This is a genomic window from Streptomyces sp. NPDC052023, from assembly GCF_044548465.1.
Taxonomy (GTDB): domain Bacteria; phylum Actinomycetota; class Actinomycetes; order Streptomycetales; family Streptomycetaceae; genus Streptomyces.
This window is the reverse complement of record NZ_JBIUBW010000001.1, coordinates 845,515-859,976: the sequence shown is the minus strand read 5'-3', so window position 1 is coordinate 859,976 and position 14,462 is coordinate 845,515. Positions and strand designations below refer to the sequence as shown.

Sequence of the window (14,462 nt, the reverse complement as noted above, 5' to 3'; positions counted from 1 at the left end):
CCGCGACGGCGGCTCGCCAATTCCCTTACGGGGCGCGCGTGATGGGCGCGCGGTGAGCGCGCGGGGCTTGGCGGAACGCGCCGGGGTGCGGCGCGGGTGTGGTCGGCGTTACGTCACGCGCCGCATACGGGGGGCCTGTTGGTGGCACGATGGTTCTGGCGGGGGTCGCATGGGCTCGTGGTCCCCGGCGGGAGAGCGGACCGACCGAGGGTGTGATCAGTTGTGGCCATTTCACTGTCAGTGGTGCTGCTGTTGGCGATCATCCTGGTGGTGATGATGCGAGGGGGCTCGATCAAGGCGGGGCCCGCCATAGTGGCGATCCTCTTCGGCTTCTTCCTCGCCTCGACCGGCATGGCCCCGTCGATCAACCGCTTTCTCGACTCGATAGCGGACACGATCAACTCGATCAGCTTCTGACGGTCCCGGTCCGGTTCTGACGGTCCTGGCTCTGTCCTGACGGTCCTGGCTCTGTCTCCGCGGATCCCGGTCGGTCCTTACGGCAGCGAGGTGATCCTCGCGGCCCCGGGTCGGTCCGCGCTGCCCCGTACCGGTCCCGCCGCGTTCGTGCCCGGGGCGCACCCCGTGCCCGGCGCTTCAGCCGTTCGGCCGGTGGAGGCACGGCCGCCGGCCTCCGCTCCAGCCGTGCCGGCTGATCCGGCCCTGGAGACGACTCAGGCCCAGGTGAGTGCGGGAAACACCCTCTCACCTGGGCCTGAGCCTTCTGGAGCGGGCGACGGGAATCGAACCCGCGTAGCCAGTTTGGAAGACCGCGTATGCGCACCCGGTCTCACCTGCGAAGGTGCTGGCCTGCGCGTTCTTGGGGGATTGCCTGGTGCTCCCCGCTGTTCCCCGGTGGTGCTCGCTCTGCCGGGCACGCCGCGGGCACGCTTACATCAGCCTGAGGATCCAGGGGACCGTCACTGTGAGCAGGCCAACAGTCGCTGTCATCAACTGCATGATCTGTATGGCCGACTCGCTCCGTGCCCGGCGTCCGCGGCAACGATCGTTGCCTGCGAGGAAACGATCGTTGCGTGCGTGCGTCGCGCCGTTGTAAGGTTCCTGCGCATCGGCATTGCATTGCCATGCTGATGTGGGGACTGTGGGACCTCGCTTCTTCACGAGGACTCCTTCCTGCGATGGGCCGTGTGGCACGCGATCTCTGCCAGGGGATAAGTGCCGACGGCCTGTTTGTGCTGCCTGATTGGCAACTCCGCGGCATCGTAGCGTAGTTCGCGCGGCGCTTGCCCAAGCGATCGGTGGAGTCTCGATGGCCGAGTCAAGCCGGCGGGGCGCACCCACCGTTGGAGAGCGGCGGTCCCGCCTAGGACAGGTTCGAGCCCTCATCCTTATCAGGTCGATCGCGGCCCCCGGGTAGGTGGAGAGATCCAAGCCGGGCGACGGTCTATCGACCGCTGGGGGCCGTTCGCGTTCCTTGGCGTTCGCCGCTGTTGGTGTCAGCTACTGGTGTCAGGCGCACCGACGGGCTTGACACGCCGCTGCGGAAGCCAATCGACGAGCGCTTGCACGACGACCAGAACGGTCACCGCGACGACCAGCCATGTCGCCTGACGCAGAGCACCGGTCATCGTGTCGCCGTTGATCACGCACGCCATGATCACAGCCAGCGGGATCATGATTTTCTTGCAGCTGTCAGTCCCACGTGCGACAGTTTCAAGCGGGTGGGTGTCGAGCACCGACAGTCCGCCAAGGCCCGGGATGGGCATACGTCCTCCTTGGTTGTCAGAAGGGCGCGCCCGGATCCTCTTCCCAAAGGCGGGCGCGTCCTTCGGTGTTGATGCTCCAACGGTATGGCACGACGCTGACACGTTGGCCCGCTCAGTCCTCGTCTCGCTGATGTCGAGGAACTTGTCGTCCACGTACAGGATGTCGTGCCCGATGTCCCACGGACCGCTTGCCCGGGTTCACAGTGACCTGCGGAAACGCACCGCCATATCACACCCTACTGACAATGACGGCGCCCAAACGACCTGCAAATCTCGTGTCACACACCGAATTGCGCAACACGTCCGCATTTTTCGAGTGACTGGGATCACAAAAATAATCGAGGGGTCCGGCGGCCCCGTATCCTCGCCCACCACTCACCCCAGCGCCCATCCCGTCCGCCGTCGACCCACACACCGTGGAGCGGGCGTGGTTCATGGCGTCCAGGTGGAGCGCGCCACTGTACGAACGACCTGGACGCCATGGGCCGCGTCTGCTCGGCTCTGCCTGGGTCGACGGTGGTCGGGATGGGAGCACCCCACGCACGCCACTACGGGCCCGAGGTCAGCGACGGCGCCCCCTCCATCCCGGTGCCGGCCGATCCCCCGCCGGAGGCATCATCTTGTGCCCGCGGGTGACTTCCCGCCCTTGCCCGCTGCACGTCGCGCGCCGCCGGGCGGGGCCGCCGCTGGCGAAGACAGGGCGGCGGCCCCGCCGTACAGGCGGCGCGCTCCCGCGCCGTGCGCGGGCTTGATGAGGTAGAGAAACCTGTAACTCGCGCCCTGGTGGCCTCGTGCTCCCGGCTATGAGCGGTCTAGCTCCGATTGCAGAGTCTTGAGTACGGACTCAGGGTCCCCGTTGTAGAGAAGGTGCGGCTCGTCCGGCGCTGGTGCGACGAATCGCTTGCGGTAGCGGATCAGGTCGCTCTCGGCGAAGTAGATCGAGTTCGGATCGTCCTCGTGCCGAGCGTTGCGCTTGCTCACGCGGGACCACAACTCCTCGTGACCGGCCTCGAGGTAGACCACCACGGAGATCGCGCCTCCCTCGGCCGCGACCGATCGCCAGTGAGCGCGGTCTTCCGGCGTCCAGAAGCCGTGGTCCACCACCACGTCTCGTCCGGCCTGAAGCTGCTCACGGAGCTGCACAGAGGTCTCTTCGAGGATCGGTCGCTCAAGCGTCGGGAACGTCCCTCGCGGGAAGTCGACCCCGTACACGCCGTGTCGGCGGAACATCTCCTCGTCCGGGCAGAGTCTGACGAACCCACGGTCCGTCAGCGCGCGAGCCAAGGTGGTCTTGCCTGAGCCGGGAAGTCCCGCCATGAGGACGCAGAACGGTCGGCGAGCGCTGTTCAGCTCCGTCACTGGGTGACTTCCGATTCCGTCTGCCACGTACGACCGGGGCCGCCGAGGTCCACGCCGTATTCGACGACGGTGCCTTCGCTGTCGACGAACTTCGCGGTCATGACGACCACCGGTTCCCGCGGGGCCTTCGCAGGGTCCAGCTCCAGCAGCTCGGCGTCCTCCAGCGTGAGCAGTCGCGCCGATGCGGTGTCGAACCGGTGCGTGATGGGACGACCTGTCGCCTGCGCGATGAGTTGCAGCGACGTTCCCCCGACCAGCCGCTCACTGCTGGTGAGTTGCGGGATCAGATCTCCGTACCGGACCGGAATCCATGACGTCGAGTGGGCGACGATGCCGTGCCGGTCGCGGTAGACCCGGCTACGCCGGATCACCTTCGAGCCCGGCTTGATATCCAGCGCTTGTGCCACGTCTGCTGGCGCCGGCACCACCGAAGCCTGGTGCGAGTCGGACCGTTCGCCGGTTCCCCAACTGGAGCCGGTGCGGCGCCCTCGGTCCTGGCGCTGTGATCCGGAGGACATCGGCGCAGGGCGGTCCAGGACCTCGGTGCCGATGCCGTGGATGCCCCGGACAAGGCCCTCGTTGCGCAGCTTCCGCAACGCCTTCTCGGCGGTCGCGGCGCTGACGCTCCACTCCTGCGAGAGGTTCTTGATACTCGGCAGCAGCGAGCCCGGCTGGAGTTCCCCGGACGTGATCAGCTCCGCATAGTGGGCGGCAATCTGCGCATAGGGCGCTCGATTGTCTGCCTGGTCCGCCATCGCGTCGGCTCCCTTGTCTCTGTGGCTACTTCCCTAGCGTACCGCTTGACACCCTAAGGCGCCCTAGGGAACCTTAGGGAGGTAGCACCGCATCGATGAGAGAACTCGGCACGACCAACGTCTGCCCAGGGACGGCGCCTCAACCGCCAAGAAGATTCGCCGCCCCTGGCTCCCTCGAAGGGAAGTCCCATCATGCCCGTGACGCTTGCTGACGCGCACCCGGCGCCGTTATCTGCCCCGCTGTCCTGCCGTGACGACGCAGTTGTCCTGCCGTCTTCGTGCTGGGCCTGCGGCGCGTTCGGAGGACTCGACTGGATCAACGTGGACGGCATCGGTGTCCTGGTCCACGGTCAGGAACGCTGCCCGGTGGTCGTGCCCTTCGTCTGGGAGACGGGCGAGCCGCTGACCTCGCTCGCCGGGGCGGTGGCCGCATGAACTCCGCGACGATCACCGGGAACGAGCGGCTGCGTGCCGCCATGGTCGCCGCGAACGTCACCATCGAGGGCCTGGCCGACCACCTGGGCATCGATCCCAAGTCGGTGGATCGCTGGCTCAACACGGACCGGACCCCGCACGCCCGTAACGCCGAGGCAGCCGCCAAGTACTTGCGAGCTGACGCCTATCACCTGTGGCCCCGGCTCGGTGAGCGTCACCGCTCCGCGCCGAGCGCGCAGGATGAGGTCGTCGCCTGCTACCCGATGCGTTCCACCGTCCCCTACGGCCTGTGGCGCTCCACCCTGGCCGGTGCCACGACGGTCATCGACCTGGCGGTGTCCCATCTGCTGTTCCTGGCCGAGGCGGTCTGGGACCTGCCGACCCTGCTGGCCGACAAGGCATCGGTCGGTGTCCGGGTCCGCCTCGTCACCCCGGAAGATCCGGCCGGACCGGTCACCGGACTGGGCGACGTGTTCCCCTCGCTGTTGACGGTCCCCGGCCTTCGCCTGTCCACGCACCCCGGGCTGCGGGCCGACGTCATGCGCGCGGACGACGAGCTGCTGGTGACCACGCCGATCGACGGGCTCACCCCGGCTCTGGCTCCGGTCCTGCACCTGCGCCGCCTGGGTCCGGCTCCGATGGTCGGCGGCTACCTGGCCACCCTCGACCACCTCTTCGCCACGGCGACCCCTACCCGGCCGGTCTCGCACCTGCGGGCGGTGGCCGCGTGACCCACCTGCCCGTTCCCCCGGCTGCCGTCGCTGGCGTGGCGGCAGCTGTGGGCACCGATCCGCTCACTCTCGCCGACCTGCTCCGGGTCGCCAACGCTCCGGGCTTCGACCGCTGGCAGGAGCAGATCCGCCGCACGGGCGGCTGCTCTAACCCGATCCACCTGCAAGGCCAGACGGTCACCCGCGACGCCAAGACCGGCGACGTCCTGTACTCCTACAGCACTGACCAGGAGCCTGGTGGACGGCTCCGGGTGGCCTGCGGCAACCGCCGTGCCTCCCGATGCCCTGCCTGCGCCTGGACCTACGCGGGCGACGTGTACCACCTGATCCGTGCCGGGATCACCGGCGACAGCCGCATGGGCATCCCCGGCCGGGTCCGTCACCACCCCGGCGTGTTCGCCACCCTCACCGCGCCCTCGTTCGGCCCGGTCCACAACCGCCCCGCCTCGGGCCGCTGCCGCTGCGGCGCCCAGCATCCCGCCGACGATCCGGCCCTTGGCACCGCCCTGGACCCCGAGTCTTACGACTACGCGGGGGCCGTGCTGTGGAACAACCACGCGGGGGACCTGTGGCGGCGCTTCACCATCTACCTGCGCCGGGAGGTCGCCGCCCGCGCGGGCGTCACCCAGGCTGCCCTACTAGAGACCTGCCGGGTCTCGTTCGGCAAGGTCGCCGAGTTCCAGAAACGCGGCTCTGTCCACTTTCACGCGGTGGTGCGCCTCGACGGCCCCGAAGGCCCGGACTCCCCGCCCCCGGCCTGGGCCACCGTCCCCCTCCTCGACGCAGCGATCCGGGCCGCCGCCGCTCGGGTCGCCGTGCCCGTCTCGTCCGCCGGCGCTTTCGCGGCACGCGTTCTGCGGTGGGGCTCGCAAGTCGACGTCCAGGCGATCGGCGGCATGGACGGGGTGGAGCTGTCCGATCAGGCGGTCGCCTCCTACGTCGCCAAGTACGCCACCAAAGCGGCCGAGGCCACCGAGACCGTAGACCGCCGGATCGGGGAGATCTCCGAGCTGGACAAGCTGAGCTTGCCCGCGCACACCCGGCGTCTGATTGAAGCCTGCCGGGCCCTAGATGATGCCTACCCGGACCGGATGCTGTGGCGCTGGGCTCACATGCTCGGCTTCCGCGGCCACTTCATGACCAAGTCCCGCGCCTACTCCACCACGCTCACCGAGCGGCGCCAGGTCCGCGCCGACTACCGCGCACTCCAGGAACGCCGCGAACGCGGCCTACCCGACCCGGACGACTGTGAAGGCACCACGCTCACCCTCGCCCACTGGACCTACGCCGGACACGGCCACAGCCCCGGCGAATCCTGGCTCGCCGCCACCATCGCCCGAGACATCCGGCTCAACCGCGAGACAGCGCGCGACGCCCTGACCGACTTGCAAGATCAAGAGACCACGGGGGAGTGGTGATCGTGGAACGTCTTCTCGATGTGCACCAGGTGGCAGAGCTGCTCGGCACGACCGTCCGCTTCCCTCGGCGTCTGATCGAAGAACGGCGGATCGCCTTCGTCAAGATCGGTCGACACGTCCGCATTCCGGAGAGCGCCGTCTCCGCCTTCATCGCCGAGAACACCGTCCAGCCGGTCACCGTTCGTCCGGAGACGCTCAGGAGGGCCGCCTGATGCCCGCGAAGCGCCGACAGTTTGGCCGTGTGCGCAAACTCCCGTCCGGCCGCTACCAAGCCCGCTACGTCAGCCCTGACGGGCTGCTGAGGCCTGCCCCGGACACCTTCCGCACGAAGAGAGACGCGGACGCCTGGCTGGCAGACAAACAGACAGAGATGCGGCGCGGTGACTGGCACGACCCGGACGCCGGGAAGGTGCTGTTCGGCTCGTACGCCGCCGCATGGGTAGCGGAGCGGGAGCTGACCACCAGGACGCGCCAGCTCTACGTCTCGCTCCTGCGGAATCATCTAGAGCCGACCTTCGGGAGCGTCAACGTCAATGAGATCTCGCCCCCGTTCGTGCGGCGCTGGCGGGCGGACAAGCTCGCCTCTGGTACCGGTCCGACGACGATCGCGAAGGCGTACGCCCTGCTGCGGGCGATCCTGAGCACGGCCGTTGCCGACCAAATGATCCGGCGCAACCCCTGCACGATCAAGGGTGCCAGCACGGTGCACACTCCGGAGCGGCCCACTGCCACGGTGCAAGAAGTCTACGACCTGGCTGACGCAATCCAGCCGCGCTATCGGGCGCTCGTACTCATGGCCGGGTTCCTCGGCCTGCGTTGGGGCGAGCTGATCGGGCTGCACCGCCGAGACATCGACCTGGAGGCCGGCGCTTTGCGGGTCCGCCGGGCGATTACTGAACTGAACAACGGCGAGCGTGAGATCAAGGCACCCAAGAGCGCTGCGGGCAAGCGCACGGTGTCCATCCCGTCCGTCATCGTGCCGGAGATCCGTGACCACCTGGAGCACTACGCCGAACCTGGAGCGGACGGCCGGGTCTTCATCGGTGGCAAGGGCGCGACCCCGCGTCGGAACCACTTCAACCGGCTGTGGCACAAGGCATGCGAAGCAGCGGGGATCAAGGGCCTGCACTTTCATGACCTTCGGCATACGGGCAACACCTTGGCCGCTTCCACGGGGGCCAGCACACGGGAGCTGATGTCCCGAATGGGTCACAGCACTGCCCGCGCGGCGCTGATCTATCAGCACGCGAGCGCCGACCGTGACCGGTTGATCGCTGACGCGCTGAGCGGTCTGGTCGACAGAGGCCGGAACCCGAAGGGGCACGCAGGGGACACGGCGGACTGAAGAACGCTCCGGGAAACGCTTAGGGCCAGGCGGAGGAATGATCCTCTGACCTGGCCCTGAGCCGTACAGAGCGGGCGACGGGAATCGAACCCGCGTAGCCAGTTTGGAAGACTGGGGCTCTACCATTGAGCTACGCCCGCACACAACGCGCCGCAGGTCAGTGGCCCGCGGCACTGCAGGCATCGTAGCGGGTCGGGCCCCCTCACCGCACACCCCGTTTCCGTCCGGGCGCCGACATCGCACCGCCCTCGGGAAATGCTGCAGCCTCGCTGCCTGCGGGCATGTACCCTACGTGTCGCACCAGACGGGGTGTGGCGCAGCTTGGTAGCGCGTCCGCTTTGGGAGCGGAAGGCCGTGGGTTCAAATCCCGCCACCCCGACCACTCGCCCGATCACCACGCGTGATCGCCTTTTGGGCGGTGTAGCCGCTGCCGTTACTATGCAAGCTGCACGCCCGTGTGTCTCATCACGAAGTCCTCCGGGCGGCCAATCCGCCGGACCCGTCGGGTCCCGGCAGAACCCGAGAAGTCAGCCACAAGGAGACCGAACCGTGAAGAGCGCCGTGGAGAACCTGAACCCGACCCGGGTTCGGCTCACTGTCGAGGTGCCCTTCGAGGAGCTCAAGGACAGCCTCGACGCGGCGTACAAGAAGATCAACCAGCAGGTCACGGTGAAGGGCTTCCGCAAGGGCAAGATCCCCGCCCGGGTCATCGACCAGCGGTTCGGCCGTGGCGCCGTGCTGGAGGAGGCCGTCAACGACGCGCTTCCGAAGTTCTACACGGAGGCGGTCAACGAGGCCGAGCTCAGTGTGCTGGGCCAGCCCGAGGTCGACATCACCGAGCTGAAGGACAACGAGCTGCTGTCCTTCACCGCCGAGGTGGACATCCGCCCGGCCATCGAGATCCCGGACTACTCCGGCATCGAGGTCGAGGTCGACGCCGTCGAGGTCACCGACGAGGACATCGAGAAGTCGGTCGAGCAGCTGCGCGAGCGCTTCGCCTCCACCACGCCGGTCGAGCGTGCCGCCGAGGACGGCGACGTCGTCACGATCGACCTGGAGGCCAAGGTCGACGGCGAGGTCCTGGAGGACGGCGTCGCGAGCGGCGTGTCCTACACCATCGGCTCCGGTGAGCTGCTGGACGGCATCGACGACGCCGTGACGGGTGTGGAGGCCGGTGGCGAGGCCACCTTCACCTCCGAGCTCAAGGGCGGCTCCGCGGCCGGCCGCGAGGCCGAGGTCACCGTCAAGGTCACCCAGGTCGCCAAGCGTGAACTGCCCGAGCTGGACGACGACTTCGCGCAGCTCGCCTCGGAGTTCGACACGCTGGACGAGCTGAAGGCCGACAGCCGTAAGCGCCTGGAGAACATGAAGCAGTTCGACCAGGCCACGCAGGCCCAGGAGCGCGTCCTGGAGAAGCTGCTGGAGCTCGTCGAGGTGCCCGTCCCCGAGAAGCTCCTCGAGGACGAGATCAACACCCGGAAGCACAACCTGGAGCACCACCAGCTCGGCCAGATGGGCCTCGACCTCGCGAAGTACCTGGAGATCCAGGGCAAGACCGAGGAGGAGTTCGAGACCGAGACCCGCGAGGCCGCGGTCAAGGGCATCAAGACCCAGTTCGTCCTCGACGAGCTGGTCAAGCAGGAGAAGCTCAACGTCAGCCAGGACGAGCTCACCGAGCACCTGATGCGGCGCGCCGCCTCCTCCGGCATGTCCCCCGACCAGTTCGCCCAGGCCGTCGTCGAGCAGGGCCAGGTCCCGCTCCTGGTCGGCGAGGTCGCCCGCGGCAAGGCCCTCGCGGTCGTCGTCGAGGCCGCCACGGTCAAGGACACCAACGGCGAGGTCGTCGACCTGGACGACGAGGAGGACGAGGCCGCCGAGGCCGCCGAGGCCGAGACCGAGGCCGCCGGGGCCGAGACCGAGTCCGCCGAGGTCACCGAGGGTGACAAGAAGGACGACGAGGCGTAAACAGCCTTGGAGAGGGCCCCGGGCGATCACGCCCGGGGCCCTTTGCCATACGGCCGCACCTCAGGTCACGGCGCTACGCCCCCGGCGAACACTCCCGTCTCCGGGATTCCCCGAAGGGACCCGCGCGTTAGGGTCCTTGAATACGACACGTGAGACGGCCCCGCGCCGTCGCAAGACGAGCAGGTGGATACGTGACGAATCTGATGCCCTCCGCCGCCGGCGAGCCCTCCATCGGTGGCGGCCTCGGCGACCAGGTCTACAACCGGCTGCTCGGCGAGCGGATCATCTTCCTCGGCCAGCCGGTCGACGACGACATCGCCAACAAGATCACTGCACAGCTGCTGCTCCTTGCCGCCGACCCGGACAAGGACATCTACCTCTACATCAACAGCCCCGGCGGCTCGATCACGGCCGGCATGGCGATCTACGACACCATGCAGTTCATCAAGAACGACGTGGTGACCATCGCCATGGGCCTGGCGGCCTCGATGGGTCAGTTCCTGCTCAGCGCGGGCACGCCCGGCAAGCGCTTCGCGCTGCCGAACGCGGAGATCCTGATCCACCAGCCCTCCGCCGGCCTCGCCGGCTCGGCCTCGGACATCAAGATCCACGCCGAGCGGCTGCTGCACACCAAGAAGCGCATGGCCGAGCTGACCTCCCAGCACACCGGCCAGTCGGTCGAGCAGATCACCCGCGACTCGGACCGCGACCGCTGGTTCGACGCCTTCGAGGCCAAGGAGTACGGCCTCATCGACGACGTCATCCCCACGGCCGCCGGCATGCCGGGCGGCGGCGGCACCGGGGCGGCCTAGGGCCCGTACGGCCCCTTCAGGCCCGTATGCCGCCCAGAGCCCCCAGCCACCGCCCCAGCCCCTTTCAGGAGACACCGTGAACGACTTCCCCGGCAGCGGCCTCTACGACCGTACGCACGCCGAGTACACCGGCCCGCAGGCCGAGTCCCGCTATGTGATCCCGCGCTTCGTGGAGCGCACCTCGCAGGGCATCCGTGAGTACGACCCTTACGCGAAGCTCTTCGAGGAGCGTGTGATCTTCCTCGGCGTCCAGATCGACGACGCCTCCGCCAACGACGTCATGGCGCAGCTGCTGTGCCTGGAGTCGATGGACCCCGACCGGGACATCTCGGTCTACATCAACAGCCCCGGTGGCTCCTTCACCGCGCTGACGGCGATCTACGACACGATGCAGTTCGTGAAGCCGGACATCCAGACGGTCTGCATGGGCCAGGCGGCCTCCGCCGCGGCCGTGCTGCTGGCCGCTGGCACGCCCGGCAAGCGCATGGCGCTGCCGAACGCGCGCGTGCTGATCCACCAGCCGTACAGCGAGACCGGCCGCGGTCAGGTCTCCGACCTGGAGATCGCCGCGAACGAGATCCTGCGGATGCGCTCGCAGCTGGAGGAGATGCTGTCCAAGCACTCCACCCAGTCGATCGAGAAGATCCGCGAGGACATCGAGCGCGACAAGATCCTCACGGCCGAGGACGCGCTGGAGTACGGCCTGATCGACCAGATCATCTCGACGCGCAAGATGAACAACTCGTCGGTCCGCTGACGAGGATCCGGTAATGTACGCCGCTCCTTGGCACGGTGTGACACTGTGCGTGGCAAGGTGCACGTCAAAGTGAACCGTGCCAAGGGGGGCCCGAACGGGGGGCTCGGCAAGGTACCGTCGGACATAAGGCAGCACCAGGAGAGGCTGGACCAGGTGTCCAGTCGTCTCCCAGGCGAAGGGGAAGCACACCGTGGCACGCATCGGTGACGGCGGCGATCTGCTCAAGTGCTCGTTCTGCGGCAAGAGCCAGAAGCAGGTCAAGAAGCTCATCGCAGGCCCCGGTGTGTACATCTGCGACGAGTGCATCGATCTCTGCAACGAGATCATCGAGGAAGAGCTCGCGGAGACCAGCGAGGTGCGCTGGGAGGAACTGCCCAAGCCGCGCGAGATCTACGAGTTCCTCGAGGGCTATGTGGTCGGCCAGGAGGCGGCGAAGAAGGCCCTCTCCGTCGCCGTCTACAACCACTACAAGCGCGTCCAGGCCGGGGAGAACGGCGGCGCCCAAGGCCGCGACGACGCCATCGAGTTGGCGAAGTCCAACATCCTGCTGCTGGGCCCCACGGGCTCCGGCAAGACCCTGCTCGCGCAGACGCTGGCGCGCATGCTGAACGTCCCGTTCGCCATCGCCGACGCGACGGCGCTGACGGAGGCGGGCTACGTCGGCGAGGACGTCGAGAACATCCTGCTGAAGCTGATCCAGGCGGCCGACTACGACGTCAAGAAGGCCGAGACCGGGATCATCTACATCGACGAGATCGACAAGGTCGCGCGGAAGAGTGAAAACCCGTCCATCACACGGGACGTGAGCGGCGAGGGCGTGCAGCAGGCCCTGCTGAAGATCCTGGAGGGGACCACCGCCTCCGTGCCGCCGCAGGGCGGACGCAAGCACCCGCACCAGGAGTTCATCCAGATCGACACGACGAACGTGCTGTTCATCGTGGGCGGCGCCTTCGCCGGACTGGAGAAGATCATCGAGTCCCGGGCGGGCGCCAAGGGCATCGGCTTCGGCGCGACGATCCGCTCCAAGCGTGAGCTCGAGGCCAAGGACCAGTTCCAGGACGTCATGCCGGAGGACCTGGTCAAGTTCGGCATGATCCCCGAGTTCATCGGCCGTCTGCCCGTCATCACCTCGGTCCACAACCTCGACCGCGAGGCCCTGCTCCAGATCCTGGTCGAGCCGCGCAACGCCCTGGTGAAGCAGTACCAGCGCCTCTTCGAACTCGACGGCGTGGAGCTGGACTTCGAGCGCGAGGCCCTCGAAGCCATTGCCGACCAGGCCATCCTCCGCCAGACCGGCGCCCGCGGCCTGCGCGCCATCATGGAGGAGGTCCTGATGTCCGTGATGTACGAGGTCCCGTCCCGCAAGGACGTCGCCCGCGTCGTCGTCACCGCGGACGTCGTCCACTCCAACGTCAACCCGACCCTGATCCCGCGCGACGCGCGGGGGCGGGGGACGGGCGAACAGAAGTCGGCGTAGCAGTACGACGGAGAGGGGCCCCGATCAATAGATCGGGGCCCCTCTCCGTTCGGACGGCTGCCTGCCCGAGGATGTTTCAGAAGCCCCGTCAGTCCGGGTTCGACCGCGACGGGCCGTTGCAGTAGCCGATCAGGGTGGACCCGTTGAAGAGGCCTCCCTGGACCCAGGCGTACTCGATGCCCTCGTGGTCCGCTGCCGAGGTGTCCCAGGCCTTGGTGGTCCCGGACCCCTGGGTGTTCTTGCGCCAGGTCCATGCGCGGGTGCTGCCGTCGCGCTGCTTGGTCATGAGCCGGACGGCGGAGCTGTAGCCGTCAGCTCGCAGATCCTTGGCCTCCAAGTGCACGCTCGTCAGCGAGGTGGCGGATGCCCAGTTCCACGAGCCGATGGCCCGCCCGCCGTCCGGTATGACCACACCACCGGGCTGCTGGGAGTAGCAACTGCTTGCGGCTTCGTAGGCGGCCGCGGGACTCGCGATCACGGGTATGGTCAGCGACGCCGCTGATGCCGCGATGACCAGAGAGACGCGTCTGCGCACCGAATCCCCCTTCAAGTGTTCGAATTACGCGCGATCATGGTACAGCCGTTCCGATCGGAGCGGTTTGTCATTTCGGGCCAATTGCGCGCGCTGCGTGGCCGATTGCTCGCCTCGTCGATGTGCATGAAAAGGGCCCCGATCGGGGAGACCGGAGCCTGTGCGCCGTCAGCGGGCGGATCAGGACTTGACGCGCACTTCCTTGCGTACGTCGGCGGCGATCTGAGCTGACTCGTCCAGCGTGTACGACTTGGCGCCGGCAGTGGGTTCCACCACACCCACCGTGCTGTAGTCGGCCCAGATGCATAGGTAGGTCTGCTGGGTCTTGTCCGTGACCAGGTTCTTGCTCTCGGCCTGCTGGCACTTCATCACGGCGCCTTCGAAGCCGTCCGGGGTGACGGACTGTGCGTCTCCGACGAGCTTGACGTCCTCCTCGGACTCCTTCTTCATCTGGGCGATTGTGGTGTCGAGTGCCTGCTGAGGGTCCTTCACCTCGCCGTAGACACCGAAGTAGGTGACGTTCTCGGCGGTCTGCGTCTTCTCCAGCGCCCCCGGGTCACTGGTGTCGATGGCGGTCAGGTCGATCGTCGAGTAGATCGCACCGATCGACGTGGCATCGCTGACGCCGGCCTTCGCGAGATCCTTCGCGTCGGTCGAGTCCGCTTCCTCTTCCTTCGAGTCGCCCATGCGCTTGTACTTGTCGGACAACAGCGAGGCGGGAGCGGTGAGCTTGTGCGGGCCGTCGTCCTCCAGGCCCGCGCCGCCGCCCCCGCCGATCACGAAGTACGCGCCCACCGCGATCGCGGCCACGACGGCCACCGCGCCGATGATCAGGCCCGTCTTCTTCTTGCCGCCGCTCGGGGCCGGTGGCATCGGGGCGCCGTAGGGGGCCTGGCCGTAGGGCGGCTGCTGGCCGTACGGAGGGGTCTGCGGCTGCTGCTGCGGGTAGCCGTACCCCGGCTGCGGCTGGCCGGGCTGCTGGGGGTAGCCGTAGCCGGGCTGGGGGGCCTGCGGCTGCTGGCCGTACGGACCCGGCTGGCCGTACGGACCGGGCTGCTGGGGCTGCCCGCCGTACGGGCCCGGCTGGTTGTAGCTCATTCCTGGGTTCCCCTCCAGATGCTTATGTGTTCACGACATCCTGGCGCAGTCACT

The 14,462-nt window shown here is 67.8% G+C and carries 15 protein-coding genes and 2 tRNA genes; 11 read left to right on the top strand and 6 right to left on the bottom strand.

The genetic code is table 11. The features are described 5' to 3' along the window. Positions 1–222 precede the first annotated feature (222 nt). Positions 223–417 (top strand): hypothetical protein, encoded by a 195-nt coding sequence (locus tag ACIHCM_RS04000; protein ID WP_141314327.1) that lies wholly within the window; start codon positions 223–225, stop codon positions 415–417. Positions 418–1,454: 1,037 nt separating this feature from the next. Here ACIHCM_RS04000 and ACIHCM_RS03995 read toward each other — a convergent pair. From ACIHCM_RS03995 to ACIHCM_RS03985, 3 genes are all read right to left on the bottom strand, one after another. Beyond that, a complete protein-coding gene (locus ACIHCM_RS03995; RefSeq protein ID WP_399888614.1) occupies positions 1,455–1,724 on the bottom strand; it encodes a hypothetical protein in 270 nt (89 codons plus the stop codon). Between the two features lie 801 nt (positions 1,725–2,525). Next, positions 2,526–3,083: an AAA family ATPase gene (locus ACIHCM_RS03990; protein ID WP_399888611.1), complete on the bottom strand. Its 558-nt coding sequence runs from the start codon at positions 3,081–3,083 to the stop codon at positions 2,526–2,528. Continuing rightward, positions 3,080–3,838: a GntR family transcriptional regulator gene (locus tag ACIHCM_RS03985; protein ID WP_399888609.1), complete on the bottom strand. Its 759-nt coding sequence runs from the start codon at positions 3,836–3,838 to the stop codon at positions 3,080–3,082. The genes ACIHCM_RS03990 and ACIHCM_RS03985 overlap by 4 nt, the downstream gene beginning before the upstream one ends. Positions 3,839–4,030: 192 nt before the next feature. Here ACIHCM_RS03985 and ACIHCM_RS03980 point away from each other — a divergent pair, with 192 nt between their 5' ends. Genes ACIHCM_RS03980 through ACIHCM_RS03960 form a run of 5 tightly spaced genes read left to right on the top strand, consistent with a single transcriptional unit; the run spans position 4,031 to position 7,767 of the window. After that, positions 4,031–4,273, top strand: coding sequence for a hypothetical protein (locus tag ACIHCM_RS03980; protein WP_399888606.1), 243 nt, complete (start codon positions 4,031–4,033; stop codon positions 4,271–4,273). Then, positions 4,270–5,004: a helix-turn-helix domain-containing protein gene (locus tag ACIHCM_RS03975; protein WP_399888604.1), complete on the top strand. Its 735-nt coding sequence runs from the start codon at positions 4,270–4,272 to the stop codon at positions 5,002–5,004. The genes ACIHCM_RS03980 and ACIHCM_RS03975 overlap by 4 nt, the downstream gene beginning before the upstream one ends. 35 nt (positions 5,005–5,039) lie before the next feature. Next, positions 5,040–6,422, top strand: a complete 1,383-nt coding sequence (gene repSA, locus ACIHCM_RS03970; protein ID WP_399888601.1) for a replication initiator protein RepSA — start codon at positions 5,040–5,042, stop codon at positions 6,420–6,422. Beyond that, positions 6,422–6,634, top strand: a complete 213-nt coding sequence (locus ACIHCM_RS03965; RefSeq protein WP_399888746.1) for an excisionase family DNA-binding protein — start codon at positions 6,422–6,424, stop codon at positions 6,632–6,634. Before repSA ends, ACIHCM_RS03965 begins: the two co-directional genes overlap by 1 nt. After that, positions 6,634–7,767 (top strand): tyrosine-type recombinase/integrase, encoded by a 1,134-nt coding sequence (locus tag ACIHCM_RS03960; protein ID WP_399888598.1) that lies wholly within the window; start codon positions 6,634–6,636, stop codon positions 7,765–7,767. Before ACIHCM_RS03965 ends, ACIHCM_RS03960 begins: the two co-directional genes overlap by 1 nt. Positions 7,768–7,836: 69 nt before the next feature. Here the strand turns inward: ACIHCM_RS03960 and ACIHCM_RS03955 are convergent. Then, positions 7,837–7,907, bottom strand: a tRNA-Gly gene (locus tag ACIHCM_RS03955). Positions 7,908–8,072: 165 nt separating this feature from the next. On the opposite strand from ACIHCM_RS03955, the gene ACIHCM_RS03950 reads away from it, so the two are divergent. From ACIHCM_RS03950 to clpX, 5 genes are all read left to right on the top strand, one after another. After that, positions 8,073–8,149: transfer RNA gene (locus tag ACIHCM_RS03950), tRNA-Pro, on the top strand. A gap of 167 nt (positions 8,150–8,316) precedes the next feature. Next, positions 8,317–9,732, top strand: coding sequence for a trigger factor (tig, locus tag ACIHCM_RS03945; protein WP_399888596.1), 1,416 nt, complete (start codon positions 8,317–8,319; stop codon positions 9,730–9,732). Between the two features lie 203 nt (positions 9,733–9,935). Next, positions 9,936–10,544: an ATP-dependent Clp protease proteolytic subunit gene (locus tag ACIHCM_RS03940; protein WP_030779489.1), complete on the top strand. Its 609-nt coding sequence runs from the start codon at positions 9,936–9,938 to the stop codon at positions 10,542–10,544. 76 nt (positions 10,545–10,620) lie between these two features. Beyond that, complete coding sequence (locus tag ACIHCM_RS03935; RefSeq protein ID WP_399888593.1) at positions 10,621–11,301, top strand: ATP-dependent Clp protease proteolytic subunit; 681 nt, start codon at positions 10,621–10,623, stop codon at positions 11,299–11,301. 190 nt (positions 11,302–11,491) lie between these two features. Then, positions 11,492–12,778 (top strand): ATP-dependent Clp protease ATP-binding subunit ClpX, encoded by a 1,287-nt coding sequence (gene clpX / locus ACIHCM_RS03930; RefSeq protein WP_399888590.1) that lies wholly within the window; start codon positions 11,492–11,494, stop codon positions 12,776–12,778. 88 nt (positions 12,779–12,866) lie between these two features. Here clpX and ACIHCM_RS03925 read toward each other — a convergent pair whose 3' ends face one another. Both ACIHCM_RS03925 and ACIHCM_RS03920 read right to left on the bottom strand, forming a co-directional pair. Next, on the bottom strand, positions 12,867–13,313 hold the full coding sequence (locus tag ACIHCM_RS03925) for a hypothetical protein (RefSeq protein WP_399888587.1): 447 nt from the start codon (positions 13,311–13,313) through the stop codon (positions 12,867–12,869). A 177-nt stretch (positions 13,314–13,490) separates the two neighbouring features. Continuing rightward, a complete protein-coding gene (locus ACIHCM_RS03920) occupies positions 13,491–14,408 on the bottom strand; it encodes a hypothetical protein (protein ID WP_399888585.1) in 918 nt (305 codons plus the stop codon). Positions 14,409–14,462 lie beyond the last annotated feature (54 nt).

What these genes read in the sequence shown, in the direction of transcription:
- ACIHCM_RS03985 (WP_399888609.1), bottom strand. Translation starts at nt 3,838, where the DNA reads ATGGCGGACCAGGCAGACAATCGAGCGCCCTATGCGCAGATTGCCGCC.
- ACIHCM_RS03960 (WP_399888598.1), top strand. Translation starts at nt 6,634, where the DNA reads ATGCCCGCGAAGCGCCGACAGTTTGGCCGTGTGCGCAAACTCCCGTCC.
- ACIHCM_RS03920 (WP_399888585.1), bottom strand. Translation starts at nt 14,408, where the DNA reads ATGAGCTACAACCAGCCGGGCCCGTACGGCGGGCAGCCCCAGCAGCCC.
- ACIHCM_RS03980 (WP_399888606.1), top strand. Translation starts at nt 4,031, where the DNA reads ATGCCCGTGACGCTTGCTGACGCGCACCCGGCGCCGTTATCTGCCCCG.
- ACIHCM_RS03995 (WP_399888614.1), bottom strand. Translation starts at nt 1,724, where the DNA reads ATGCCCATCCCGGGCCTTGGCGGACTGTCGGTGCTCGACACCCACCCG.
- ACIHCM_RS03975 (WP_399888604.1), top strand. Translation starts at nt 4,270, where the DNA reads ATGAACTCCGCGACGATCACCGGGAACGAGCGGCTGCGTGCCGCCATG.
- ACIHCM_RS03940 (WP_030779489.1), top strand. Translation starts at nt 9,936, where the DNA reads ATGCCCTCCGCCGCCGGCGAGCCCTCCATCGGTGGCGGCCTCGGCGAC.